An 11,895-nucleotide genomic window follows, 5' to 3' on the forward strand; every position below is an offset into this window, starting at 1 on the left:
CGAACCGCACCGAAGACGGTCGATTACTGCCGCAGGCAATGGACCCCAAGCTCGCTGCTGAATCGCAGGAAATTCACCAGAAGGCGCGTATGAAAGCCCAGGGCACGCCTAAACCGGTAGCTAACTCAGGTGCAGCGGCCGAAGCCCCGACGCTCACCGAGTTTCAGAAAGAGTACCGCCGCAATCTTAACCAGCCGCTAACCCAGACGCCGTTCGAGAAAGCGATGGCCGCGCTGGAGCGTCGCTACCCGGTCGACGAGGTCTACGTCAGCCCGATCACGTACGAGGAGGCCAGTAAGCTGTTCAAGACGATCATGCGTGGAGAGCTCGCCCGTATCGGCCGGACGCCGTATTACACAGCCGCCGACAGTGTCGTCATCAAAGGCTTGTTGCTCTGGCTGTTACGTGATCGCACCTCGCCTTACGATCTACACCGGGGGATCTTCCTGCATGGTCAACCCGGTTTGGGTAAGTCGCTGATTTTTCGGGCGCTGAAAATTCTGGCGGCCAACGTACCGCTCCCCGACCGACTATTCAACATGGCTTCGACGAAAGGGCTGCTGGGCGACATCAGCATCACGAAGGAATTCGGATCGCTGACCCGCTATAAATCGGGTTGCTGGCTGCTCGACGACCTGATGGACGAGAAAGACGGCGAGTCGGCTGCTTACGCCGAACGCATGGACGTGCTGGACTGGCTGCTGACCGAGCGGGCTAAGGTGTTCGTCGAAAAAGGGCTGTTTACGCTGTTTACGTCCAACAAAGGCAAAGACGATATCGAGCTACACTACGGCACCCGCATCGCTGATCGCTTCGAGGAGCTGGTGACGTTCGTCGAACTAACCGGGGCCACCAAACGCCCGGTTCAGACTGGTGTGCCATCGCCAACCAATGCAACGCCTGAGAGCAATGAAGGCAACAATGATGCTAATTTGACTCTCAATAGCTAAAATTATTTTCATTATTGTTGCTATTGAGAGCAATTAATTAGTACTTTTGAACAAGAAACAACATCAATATGAGTACCCGCAAGCCCCTCGTTTACAAGCCGGACACGCCCCAGAAGCCGATGTCCGATATGAACAGAAACCTGCTGTTTCTGCTTTACGGCGGTATCGCACTAGTCATTGCTGCCTGCGGGCTTCACTCCTGCGCCTACAGTTAGTGGCATGACCGATCGGGAAACCCAGTTTCAAATCGTTTGCGTACGCTGGTTCCGCGAACTCGCCTATCGCCCTTTCGCCCGTCTGCTGTACCACGTTCCCAACGGTGGGAAGCGAACCAAAGCGGAAGCGGGTATTTTCAAGGCGATGGGCGTTCAGCCTGGCACTCCCGATCTGCACCTTGCCCTGGCCCGCTGCGGGTATCACTCTCTCTACATCGAGCTAAAGGCAAAGGGCAACGACCTCGATCCGGAGCAGTTTACCCAGATCGAGCTACTCCAGGCCCAGGGCCATCTGGTCCGCGTGATCTGGGATGACCTCGATGCCTTCATTGCGCTGGTCACGGCTTACATCAACAATGCGCCGTTGGACCAGATCGTCTACCCGCAACCACCCGGCCGAAGCGCCGGAGCCCTCTTATCACTGGCGCGTTCTCAGCGAAAACGTCGCCGCTTCTAACCTCAACATGGGTGAATTGTCCAAAATCGAATGGCTCCGACCTCGTCGGGCCGATGGCACGGCTATGCCCGGCCACACCGCCAATTTGTGGTGGGGCTGTGAGCATGTCCACGCCGGTTGCGACAACTGTTACGCCGAACGCTGGTCGAAACGCTACGAACCCGTAGGCCTGTGGGACAAGGAAACCCCGCGCCGCATGATGATCAAAGGCGTCTGGGATCAGCTTAGAAGCTGGCAACGGCACGCCGCCGCGCTCGGCGAGATTCACCGGGTCTTTACCGGCAGTATGATGGATATCGCCGAGAAATCACAGATGCTGGTCGACCGAGAGGGCGCAAAAATCGTGTTGCCGGGAGGCTTCGAGATTCCGATGATGACGGCGGATCTGCGGGTTCGCTATTTCGAGCAGGTCGTGCCGGCAACGCCCAATCTGGAACATCTGCTCTTATCGAAACGCCCGAGCAACTACAACAAAGTCGTTCCACAGACCTGGCTCACCAAGCCGCCCGTCAACGTCATGTTCGGGGCTTCGGTGGTCAGCCCTAAAACGTTAACGCTGGTTGATCAGCTTCGGCGCGTGAAGGGTCGGCGGTTTCTCAGCATCGAACCCCAGCTGGAGCTGATCGACGCGATCGATCTGACCGGTATCGACTGGGTGATCAACGGCGGTGAGTCTGGCCCGCTACGTCGCCCGTTCAACACGGACTGGGCCCGCCGCCTGCGCGATATCTGCCGCGAGCAGGGCGTTCCTTTCTTTTTCAAGCAGGTCGACAAAGTGCTTCCGATTCCCGACGACCTGCTGATCCACGAGTTCCCCGTTCTCCCCTATCAACCCTTGCAACATGCCGCTTAACGACGATCAAATCAGCGCACTAGCCGCTGACAACATGGGGGCGATGGCCTTTTTGCTGGAGCTGAACCACAGCCGCTACAACGCTGATCGGGCCATTATCCTGGCCGCACTGACGCAAATGCCGACCGTGAAAGGCCCCGATCTGTACGTCCTGTGGTCGACGCTCTGCGACCGCAACGTGGATACGGTCGTGCACCTGGTTCGCCATTGCCCCTTCGAGGTGCTGGCCCAGGCCTGCGCCCGGTACGACCAGTCGAGCCGTGAGCTGGTGGCACCTTATCTGCCGCTCAGCCATCGTTCCCGGCCCAATCCGACTACACTCGTTCGTAAACCCATCACTCAACCCAATGGCTCATCCACTCACCGTCCCTGATTCGCTGAAGCATCTGACAGTTCAGAAAGGCTACCCCGTTCCGTACTTCGTCGCTTATCCGACGAAAGACGAGCAGGGCCAGCCGGCGGCTGATTTCCGCTATGCGGACCCGCTCAAACTGGTCAACAGCATTCGCGGCGACAAATGCTTTGTCTGCGGCAAACCGCTGGCCAAGGATCGATACCTGATCGCGGGCCCGGAGGGCTTGAAGAACCGGATACATACCGACATGCCGATGCACGAGGCCTGCGCCCGGTTCTCGCTCACCACCTGCCCGCACCTGGTGTATGAACGCGCCGATCGCCGAACCAGCAACGAGGTAGCCACCCAGCAGATCGAAGGCCAGGCCCTGCAAAAACCCGGCGAATTCTATCTGGTACGGCTTTTCAATTACGGCTTCATCCTCGATGGCGGGGCGGTGTACATCAATTTTCAACCGTCTGCCGTCGAGCGCTGGCACTACGTCGATGGCCGGCTCGTCGCTGACGGACAGGGCTGGCAACGACGGCCCGACTTCCTGCAATGGATGCGCCCCGCCATGGTGCCGCGCAATCACCTGATCGCAAAACTGAAACGCCTGTATCTATGAAAACCGCCCAATTTGTACGCACGCTCTCAGTCGGTGATGGCTGGCGGTCTGATGCGACGGTTCATCTGTATAAGCTCAGTGAGCCGCATTCGTACACCCCTCCGCCGTTCGAGGCCAAGCCTGCCCGCGGACCCGGTCACATCGTTCCCCAGGGCACGAAACAGCCGGTATTGACTCATTATCTGGCGGTCAGTTCGCACCCGTTCAACCGCATCACCAGTCAGCCCGAAACCATCGTGATCTGCACGGATGAAACGGGCCGCCCGCCGTCGATCCATCGAATGGCCATTCAGGCGAAGCGTCCTTACGAAATGGCCTTTGCCGACGTGCTGAATGACCTTGGTTACGCCCAGGTGTTCCTTGATCTGGCAACCGGGCCAGATACACAGGTTACAATACCCCTCTCAGTTCAAACCCAATCCCCCGACACGCCATGTCAGTAGCGCTCACTCCGATTGATAACGAACGTATGTATCTGGTCGTCAATCCTGACGGAACGGCTGAGCCCTCGACGCTCACCACCGACTACCAGTCCACAATGGCCCTGCTTTCCCTCTACGACCAACACGGCATCGGTAAGCCAGTCGCCGAAACCTTCGAGGATGGGGCGCAGATCCTTCCGGTTCGGGTAACGATTCAGCCAGACGGTACCGCTGACGACGCCCTGGCGGCCGCAGGGGCAGCGGTCGGTTCCGACGAAACGGTGCTTTACCTTGCCCGGCTCCTGGCCACCGTCAGCATGTCCATCCGTGAACTAACCTGGGACCGCTACGTCGATGACGGTGAGGGCGGGTACGAGTTTTTTGGCTGGTTGCCCCGAACCGATGGCCAGCGTGATTTCCTGCTGATCATGGTCTATCCCGGCGTAGGGTTGTCTTTCACGACGAGTTCGGCGAAGTACTCGAAGCGGATCGCACAGGCGCTTGGTCTGGACGATACGCCGCATAACCCGTGCACGCCCATCGCTGACTTATTCGGGCGGGCGGATGAGATCGAACACCGCCTCAATAACGGTGCAGCACCTCCGGTCGATGAGTCGAAAAAGGAAGTACTGGATACGGTTATTTCGGAAATCATCGCCGCTCATACCGAGCCGTTGCGGTACCGCCAGGCGACGTATGCCACGTACCCGTTGGAGGACCAGCCCCTGGGCAAAATTCGCCTGACCTGTGGCGAAGGGCCGGGCGAAGGTATCTGGGTCGCCCGGCCGGCCGGAGCCGATCACGTCGTGTTGCAAAACGACGCGCTCAACTTTTACCCGAACAAAAGTATCGGCGTCATCCTGCCGACAACCGGCAACAATTACGACGCCACGAACCTGCTCAACGAGGGCGTCCTTGATCTGCATCCCGAAGCCTGGCAGCAATACCTCGAGCACGGCCTGATCGACGCCAGTGGCCGCTGGCTTGGCCCTTCACAACCCGTAACTTCTAGCCAATCCTAACGCATGCTGTCCATGAATCTGGTAGACCTCATTGCTGAGTACGGCAAGGACCGGCTCAACTCGCTCACTAAGTTTCCATCCATTCTGACGCTCCATGGCATAGGCGACCGGGGGCGACTAACAGACCAATTGACAACGACGTTCGATCCGGACGAGCCGTTGCTGGTTCGGGAAAAAGTCGATGGTACCAACGTCCGTATCCTGATCACGAGCCCTACTGCCTACACGGTCGATTATATCGTTGGCTCCCGGGAGTCGCTGCTGCACCGGGCCGGCGAAACGATGTACGACCCGTCGGTGGGTATCGTTGACTGGCTTCAGGAATTACGGATCCTGCCGTTGCTGGCCCAGTTGAAACCAGTCACGCATGACGTCGCCCTGCGCGTTGTCTACGGTGAACTGTATGGGGGCAACGTCGGCGCCAGCGCGAAGCAGTACGGGAAGCAGCACGCTGACTTTCGGATCTTCGACGTGACGGACTATCGCCCAGACCAGCTTAAGGAGCTATTAGCCTACACCCCCGCCGAGCTGTCACAGTGGCGGGAACGGGAAACGTACGAAGGCATTGTGTACGGCCAGCCCTTTCTGACCCACCAACAGGTAAGAGACTTGCTGGGTCCGACCGTTTTCAAAGGCATACCAATTCTCAAGACGAACCGGGCGTGCCACTGGATCGGCACCGACGCCCAACCGATGAGCCATGCTGATGTACTGGAGCGGCTACGGGCGACACTGCCGCTGTCGCGCTGCATCATCGGTGGCGACGCGTTGGGCAAAGCCGAGGGGGTCATCCTGACCGACGCTACCCGATCCAAGATCGTCAAGGTCCGTTTCGAGGACTACGAGCGGACCCTGCGCAGCTCGACGCACCGCTGATCACACCTCATCATCAGTATCAAATCGCCCCCGAACAATGGCAATCAACGATCAGAAAATTGAGCCCAACGACCGGGTTCAAGTCACGCTCACAGACCGGTTCGGCAAAACGAACGGCTTTTCCGGTACGGTCATCCGCTGGAACCCGGCGGGTACACTGAAGGTCCAGAGCGACCATGCCGGCAGTAAGCAACGCATTAAGAATGTGTCATCCGACAACGTGCGCCTCATCGCCAAAGCTCCTAAGTCATGACCCACCACCTTAGCTACAACATCCGGGTGAGCGTCAGCGTCGAAGCCGCCCCGGTTTTTCAACTCGAATACCGATCGACGATCCGGATCGGTCGGCTTCGACTCTATTACTGGGCCATGATCCGGGAACAGGAAGCGCTGCCCGCCGACGGCGTCGAGCTGACGCGTACCCTGGCCAGCGTCGGCCAGTTTATGCTCGATCAGGAGCTGCAATCGGAAAGTCGGCTCACCCGGCGACGCGCTCGTCAACTCGCTATTCGGAAGCGACGCCAGTACTGGCAGCGGCTTACCCACTGGCTCAAGGCCTTCACAACGTCCCCTTCCCCATTTATCTCTAATCCGTTTTAATATGCCAACCTGGTTTTATGGCGCCATCGCCTTCCAACAAACCGACGACTCCGTAGCCGTCGACACTCAAAAAGACGGCTCGCCCGAAGCGCCGAAGATGAAAAAGGTCACCGAAGCGTATCTGTTCGATGCGGTTTCGTATACCGATGCGGAGGCCCGGCTTTACGCCTGGATTGCCGATAACACCCCCGATTTCGAGATCACGGCCCTGCGGCCGATGCGACTCAGCGACGTCTTCCAGATCGATAAGGAAGTTGGCGAAGGCATCGATGGGGAGACCTGGTACCGCTGCAAGACCTATTACATGACCGAAGACGACAAGGGCCGGTCGAAGAAGGTCGCCAGCGCCATGCTGATCAACGCGCATAACGTGCAGCAGGCGGTCGAGCGACTGACCGAAAAGCTGAGCACCATGCTGGTCCCGGTCGTGATCACCGACGTCAATACGACCCCGATCCTGGACGTGGTACCGTACGCAGCCATCGACCTGCCGCAGCCGAAGCCTGCACAACCCGAAGCAACGCCGGTTTAGGCCGGCCGCTGGGAGTAGGCCAGTACGCGCAGTAGTACTTCCCGCTGCGTGTCAGCGCCCGGCAGATTAGCCCGAATCCGGGCTTTGGCCAACTCGATCATCTCAGGCATGTTGTTGGTAGACTCGAAGGAGAAATACTGAACGTACCCTGCCTCGCCTAGGTCGAGCTGGTCTACCGCTGCAAACAATTCGTCATCTGTCACAGCCCCAAAATTACGCATATGGATCTGTCCCTTGAGAAACGGACCTACGAGTTATTACGTGATATCGCGTTGCCTAACAAATACATGCGGGCAGGTACCCGGAAAACCGGGGCGGAATGGATTGCCCTGGGCTACGCTCAGTCAGGTACTCGTCAGGTCCTGTGCCCGCGCTGGTTTCGGGACCTCACCACCGCGCCAACGGTAATTCAAGACCCGCTGAAGGCGTTCTGCCGGGATGTACTGGCCGAGCATGGGCTGTACTCCCTTACGTTCATTGATGCCGCTGCCGAGTGCGTTCGGCGCGCCCAGACGATTCCACCCCCGCCGCCGGTCAGAGCCGCTGTTCCGGTTTGTGAGATGACCTGCTCGACTCGGCTTTTCAATATCCTGTGTGGCCGTTTCAGCCGTGATAAAAGGGGCTTTACGCTGGTCGACTGCCTAGCCAACGGCTTAACGAAAACGCAATTTATGCGGTGCAACAACGCAGGAAAGGCGACCCTGACCGAACTGGAGAATCTGCTTAAAACAAACGACTTGGAACTACCCCTTTAACCTGATCGCCAAACGCAATCTGTGCCAGCGGCGATACTCAATCAATCCAGAACTTTTATCATAAACGCAACCATGGACCAACCAACTTACAAACTGGCCGATCACCTGCATTTCGACCGCACCGGCACCCAGAATTTTTTTGATGTGCCGCAGGCCTGGGTCGATACCATCAATAAGACGATCGGCGAACTGGCCGGAGCGGCTATTCAGGCGAAAGCCGTCGATGTGCCGCTCACCGACCAAGACCTGACGCTAATGATGGTCCCCATCCGGGACCATCTGGAGCAGCAGTACGGCCCCTTTACGTTCCCCCAGCTGCTGTCCGTTACCAACGCGATCACGTTTTATTACGCCTCGCTGATGGGCTTTAACGGAGGCTATGAACGCGGGCGAATTGCGGGGCTGACCGCCAATGTAATCAGCAGTATTTCGATCAAAGGCGTGGATCTTGTCAACGCTCAAAACCGGCCAGGCTCAGGCCCATTTACGCCGCCCAAAGCCGAAGCATAGACCATAAAAAGACTGATAAACAGTAGTTTACCTCACAATTTAGCGGTAAATTATAGTAGTAAAGTAAGCCGCTTAATCATATCCGCATGCAGGAAACCCTAGAACGAATCGGCCCTATAGCGAGTGAACAACGGTTCGTTTCATCGCTCGATCTACCAGAAGCCATCGGGCTGTTTCAGGCAGCATTTGGCTACGAACCGGACCCGGCGGACTGCTTTCAGGTTAACGGCACCCCGCCGGGTCGGTTGGTTCGCGTGCATTGTCTCCTTATTCAGGGATCACATCATTCGCTGCTGATCTACAGCAACGGAAACATGATGGCCTCCCGTCAGGACGGTGAGCAGACGCACGCCGGCTTCAATGCGGTGAACGTGCTAGCGTACCTGGACAGTCTCGGTGTAAAATTTTCTACCACTTAACGAACCTGTTCGCCGCTGCGGCATGAGGCATTAGCCTAGTTGCCGGGCGGAGGCGCTCTGAACGAAAAAACCCTCGTGATCGTGAGCCCAGACCAAGAGCCTGTCCGGGGCAACAGTTGCTATCAAGAGCAATTAGGACCAGGTCTACCAGCCTATCACAGAGCTTATACTACGTCATCGCTCAACCTCCTGCCGTAGCGGCGAACGGCTAAAACACATGTCAAAGAACGCATCCGATTTTCAAACAGGCGACCAGGTGGTGTACACACCCGGGCATGCCAACGGCGACACTGGCCATCCCGACGCCGAAGTGGGCTTTGTTACCTCGACCAATGCCGTCACCGTCTTTGTCGACTATAATCGGCAGGGACGCGGAAAGCCGACTTCACCGGGCGACCTCACGCTGCTGCGTCGGGGTGGCGACGCCCCGCTCAACAAGGGCCAGTATAACGGCACGTGCTACCGCTCGGCCTGCGATCGCCACCCGGCACCGTGGTACAACCACTCGACCGGCCACTATTACTGTACGACCTGCGCCTTCGACATCAACCAGGCCAATCACGCCGATGCGATGCGCCTGTTCGGCCATGAGCTGTGTACGCGGGGTGAACACGTCGAGGTGTCATGAAGGAAACCCAACTCGGCGACGTCGTCGTGAAGTATTTCACCGCCCCCGGTCAGGAAGTATTCTGTGAGGTACCCTGCTCGGGCATCATCGATATTATGCTCAAAAGCGGACCAATCCTGACCGCAATCGAGCTGAAAACTACGTTCGGGTTGGCCGTGATCGAACAGGCCCATAAGAACCGCATGTACGCCCATTACAGCTACGTCGCGGTACCAACGCCGAAACGGCATGGGCCCGTCAATCACTTCGCCACCCGCATCTGCACCGAGTTCGGAATCGGTATCCTAACCGTCAACGTGGATAACGGGGGCGTCCAGGAAGTGCTGGCCCCGAAGCTGCGCCGGCGCATCGTTACTCCGACTCTGCCCGAGTTCTGCAAGCTCAATCAGGCCGGGGTGCAGCACGGCCGCTGGACGTCGTTCGGCTGGTTCGTCGACGACATGAAAACCCAGTTACGGCGCCATCCGGAGGGGCTTACCCACAAGCAATTATTCGAGTACTGCGCCCGGCATTACCACACCCCGTCTTCGCTCAAAAGCTGCATTCAGCGGTATATCGGGAGTGGGGTCGTAGAAGGCATCAAGTATGAAAAAGGTCTATTCAAACTCGTTCAGCCATGAATCAATTCGAATTTCAGGACCGTGTCGACGGTTCGATCAACGATTACCGCGACGGTGCCATTGATGGTGCCGAGTTCCGCGAGGCTATTGTCGATACTTTATTGGAAGCGGCACTGCCCGTATTGCAGCCAATCACCCTGGAGGAGGTCGAAGCCAAACGGTCCGCCTGGGCCCGCGCCACCTTTCCCGGCACAACGCCCCTGTCTTCACTTCGTCACCTTGAACGCGAAATCGAGGAAATCGAAGCCGACATCGTCGCGGGTAAAGACCCCACCGTTGAATACGCCGACGCGCTCTCAATGCTACTCGACTCGGCCGGGCAGGCTGGTATAGGCCCCCGGGCGTTGATCGACGCGATGCACGCCAAGCTGCTGATCAACCAGACCCGAGACTGGACGCAGAACCCAGACGGCTCCTACGCGCACATCGAACCACAACCGTCATGCTGACTGCGCCCACTCCCGAGAACACTGGCAAAATCCAGCATGGCAAACGATGGATGCCGATCATGTACGTGACCTACTTCGGCATTTTACAGGCCATCGCCCAGCAGCATGGCTATGCTCTGGCGGTGCACGGCTCGGTGGTCCGGGACTTCGATCTAGTCATGGTCCCTTTTGCACCGAAGGTCAGTCCGCACGACTTCGTACTTGAGGACATCCGCCAAGCGATTGGCAATACAGGACCCACCTCAGAAGTATTCGATCAGGTTGGGCAGGATTGTCACGGCCGGACGCTGTACGCTATCGAATGCGGCAGCGGAGGCTACTTCGATATCTGCTTCACGCCCACTGTCGAGCAGGTTCTGGCACTGATCGAAACGGACGCCCGCCGGGCCAAAGAAATCCAGCACATTCTAAAGCAGACAAGCAGCGATGAGCCGATCCAACCACAGCAAGTCGTCGCGGACGACGATCCGGTGAAGCAAGCTTCGTATCACTATAAAGAATATATGCGCCTGATGGCTACGCTATGGGAAAAGCCAAAGTAACCCCTCACACCGGCCTGCGGAACGGCGGCCTGTTCTGCTTCCACTGCGGTATGGCCGAAACCCTGCCGTACCCCTTACTCGTCCCTCAAATGCTGGCGATTTCGAAAGATTTCGAGAAGCGCCACAAGCATTGCAAAAAGACATGGACCGAACCAGTCAACACTCCCGAGGGTAAGACCGAGCGCGAGAACGTAACATGGTGGCTGACCAATGGTGAGCATGGTTCCAGCTCGAAAACGATGCTGTATTACTTGGCAGATGGCGACCCGGTAACGCCACGATCCCATCAACACCCACTTGATCCTGATGATTTCCGGCGCGGTCACCTCCTGCTTGAAGCCGTACCCCAGCTGAGGGAAAAGCTCGACCGGATGCGGGGCGTTTCGCCGGTCTGGAATAACCTGGTCGAGCACTGGCCCCGGCTGACCCAGCTACTACTGGAGCAGCTACAGACCCGCCAAGACAACGGTATGTATAACCTGATGAAAACCCTTGGCTGCTGATATGCCTTCACACGACTCACTCGTAACGATTTGAACGTACTATGTGAGGATACAGTGGTTATCCGATCGGTTAGCGATATCTTCAGAATGCTCGTCAAACGGTCTCTTTGGAGTCGAAAGGCCCCATTATCGGCCGCGAAAGTTATAGCGCAACGGACATGCGACTCATTAAATGTAACGTCACTGGTGAAACTGCTGAAGATGCCTTCCTTAACCAGTAAGTAACACATTGTCTACTATGGAACGTTGGCCTACTGCGTCTCGACGATCCAGTCCATAAAGTGCTAACCGAACGCGAACTGTTAAAAACGTTTGGCGGGGTGGCCGGCCGTAGTTTCGGCTTGAAAAGTGGCGGCGATTGTGCCACGCTGAAGGCCGTGGTGGGGTTGTTAACCGGAAACACTTGCACATTTGAGGCCAGAAGGGCGGCAACCTTCACATCATTCTCTGCGAGCTGATTGGTGCCTAAAAGGAGCTTCCTGTAGAAATGACAGGAAGCTCCTTTTAGGCACCAGAATCACTTAGTATCTTCAAGATTGTTGGCATAATTTTCGCAATAGTTCGAGTAAAATCGCTAAGT

At 57.3% G+C, this 11,895-nt stretch carries 20 protein-coding genes; 19 read left to right on the plus strand and 1 reads right to left on the minus strand.

What is annotated here, in order from left to right; all coding sequences use genetic code 11:
• Positions 1-38 precede the first annotated feature (38 nt).
• The 11 genes from FAES_RS19915 to FAES_RS19965 all read left to right on the plus strand — a co-directional run bounded on the left by FAES_RS19915 (position 39) and on the right by FAES_RS19965 (position 6,889).
• Positions 39-950, plus strand: coding sequence for a hypothetical protein (locus FAES_RS19915; protein WP_041258184.1), 912 nt, complete (start codon positions 39-41; stop codon positions 948-950).
• 219 nt (positions 951-1,169) lie between these two features.
• Positions 1,170-1,622, plus strand: coding sequence for a VRR-NUC domain-containing protein (locus FAES_RS30160; RefSeq protein WP_083891502.1), 453 nt, complete (start codon positions 1,170-1,172; stop codon positions 1,620-1,622).
• 7 nt (positions 1,623-1,629) lie between these two features.
• Positions 1,630-2,475: a DUF5131 family protein gene (locus tag FAES_RS19925; protein WP_148289413.1), complete on the plus strand. Its 846-nt coding sequence runs from the start codon at positions 1,630-1,632 to the stop codon at positions 2,473-2,475.
• Positions 2,465-2,848 (plus strand): hypothetical protein, encoded by a 384-nt coding sequence (locus FAES_RS19930; protein ID WP_015333022.1) that lies wholly within the window; start codon positions 2,465-2,467, stop codon positions 2,846-2,848. The genes FAES_RS19925 and FAES_RS19930 overlap by 11 nt, the downstream gene beginning before the upstream one ends.
• Positions 2,823-3,437 carry a hypothetical protein gene (locus FAES_RS19935; RefSeq protein WP_015333023.1) on the plus strand — a complete coding sequence of 205 codons (615 nt, stop codon included), beginning with the start codon at positions 2,823-2,825 and terminating at the stop codon, positions 3,435-3,437. Before FAES_RS19930 ends, FAES_RS19935 begins: the two co-directional genes overlap by 26 nt.
• On the plus strand, positions 3,434-3,880 hold the full coding sequence (locus FAES_RS19940) for a hypothetical protein (RefSeq protein WP_041258185.1): 447 nt from the start codon (positions 3,434-3,436) through the stop codon (positions 3,878-3,880). The genes FAES_RS19935 and FAES_RS19940 overlap by 4 nt, the downstream gene beginning before the upstream one ends.
• On the plus strand, positions 3,871-4,881 hold the full coding sequence (locus FAES_RS19945) for a hypothetical protein (RefSeq protein WP_015333025.1): 1,011 nt from the start codon (positions 3,871-3,873) through the stop codon (positions 4,879-4,881). The genes FAES_RS19940 and FAES_RS19945 overlap by 10 nt, the downstream gene beginning before the upstream one ends.
• Positions 4,882-4,893: 12 nt before the next feature.
• Positions 4,894-5,757, plus strand: a complete 864-nt coding sequence (locus tag FAES_RS19950; protein ID WP_158408797.1) for an RNA ligase family protein — start codon at positions 4,894-4,896, stop codon at positions 5,755-5,757.
• 37 nt (positions 5,758-5,794) lie between these two features.
• Positions 5,795-6,010 carry a hypothetical protein gene (locus FAES_RS19955; protein ID WP_015333027.1) on the plus strand — a complete coding sequence of 72 codons (216 nt, stop codon included), beginning with the start codon at positions 5,795-5,797 and terminating at the stop codon, positions 6,008-6,010.
• The gene (locus FAES_RS19960; RefSeq protein WP_015333028.1) at positions 6,007-6,357 is read left to right on the plus strand and encodes a hypothetical protein; all 351 of its coding nucleotides are present in this window, start codon (positions 6,007-6,009) and stop codon (positions 6,355-6,357) included. Before FAES_RS19955 ends, FAES_RS19960 begins: the two co-directional genes overlap by 4 nt.
• A 1-nt stretch (position 6,358) precedes the next feature.
• Positions 6,359-6,889: a DUF4494 domain-containing protein gene (locus tag FAES_RS19965; RefSeq protein WP_015333029.1), complete on the plus strand. Its 531-nt coding sequence runs from the start codon at positions 6,359-6,361 to the stop codon at positions 6,887-6,889.
• Here the strand turns inward: FAES_RS19965 and FAES_RS19970 are convergent.
• Complete coding sequence (locus tag FAES_RS19970) at positions 6,886-7,092, minus strand: hypothetical protein (RefSeq protein ID WP_148289414.1); 207 nt, start codon at positions 7,090-7,092, stop codon at positions 6,886-6,888. The genes FAES_RS19965 and FAES_RS19970 overlap by 4 nt on opposite strands.
• A gap of 18 nt (positions 7,093-7,110) precedes the next feature.
• Here FAES_RS19970 and FAES_RS19975 point away from each other — a divergent pair, with 18 nt between their 5' ends.
• From FAES_RS19975 to FAES_RS29680, 8 genes are all read left to right on the plus strand, one after another.
• Entirely contained in the window at positions 7,111-7,644 is a 534-nt protein-coding gene (locus FAES_RS19975) for a hypothetical protein (protein ID WP_015333031.1), read from the plus strand.
• Positions 7,645-7,716: 72 nt separating this feature from the next.
• On the plus strand, positions 7,717-8,154 hold the full coding sequence (locus FAES_RS19980; RefSeq protein WP_015333032.1) for a hypothetical protein: 438 nt from the start codon (positions 7,717-7,719) through the stop codon (positions 8,152-8,154).
• A gap of 86 nt (positions 8,155-8,240) precedes the next feature.
• Complete coding sequence (locus tag FAES_RS19985; protein ID WP_041258186.1) at positions 8,241-8,573, plus strand: hypothetical protein; 333 nt, start codon at positions 8,241-8,243, stop codon at positions 8,571-8,573.
• A gap of 217 nt (positions 8,574-8,790) precedes the next feature.
• A complete protein-coding gene (locus FAES_RS19990) occupies positions 8,791-9,201 on the plus strand; it encodes a hypothetical protein (protein ID WP_015333033.1) in 411 nt (136 codons plus the stop codon).
• On the plus strand, positions 9,198-9,821 hold the full coding sequence (locus FAES_RS19995; protein ID WP_015333034.1) for a hypothetical protein: 624 nt from the start codon (positions 9,198-9,200) through the stop codon (positions 9,819-9,821). The genes FAES_RS19990 and FAES_RS19995 overlap by 4 nt, the downstream gene beginning before the upstream one ends.
• Positions 9,818-10,270: a dATP/dGTP pyrophosphohydrolase domain-containing protein gene (locus FAES_RS20000; RefSeq protein WP_015333035.1), complete on the plus strand. Its 453-nt coding sequence runs from the start codon at positions 9,818-9,820 to the stop codon at positions 10,268-10,270. The genes FAES_RS19995 and FAES_RS20000 overlap by 4 nt, the downstream gene beginning before the upstream one ends.
• Positions 10,264-10,812 (plus strand): hypothetical protein, encoded by a 549-nt coding sequence (locus FAES_RS20005; RefSeq protein WP_015333036.1) that lies wholly within the window; start codon positions 10,264-10,266, stop codon positions 10,810-10,812. Before FAES_RS20000 ends, FAES_RS20005 begins: the two co-directional genes overlap by 7 nt.
• Positions 10,794-11,315 (plus strand): hypothetical protein, encoded by a 522-nt coding sequence (locus FAES_RS29680; protein WP_015333037.1) that lies wholly within the window; start codon positions 10,794-10,796, stop codon positions 11,313-11,315. Before FAES_RS20005 ends, FAES_RS29680 begins: the two co-directional genes overlap by 19 nt.
• The last annotated feature ends 580 nt before the right edge of the window (positions 11,316-11,895 follow it).

This window comes from Fibrella aestuarina BUZ 2, from assembly GCF_000331105.1.
Classification (GTDB): Bacteria; Bacteroidota; Bacteroidia; order Cytophagales; family Spirosomataceae; genus Fibrella; species Fibrella aestuarina.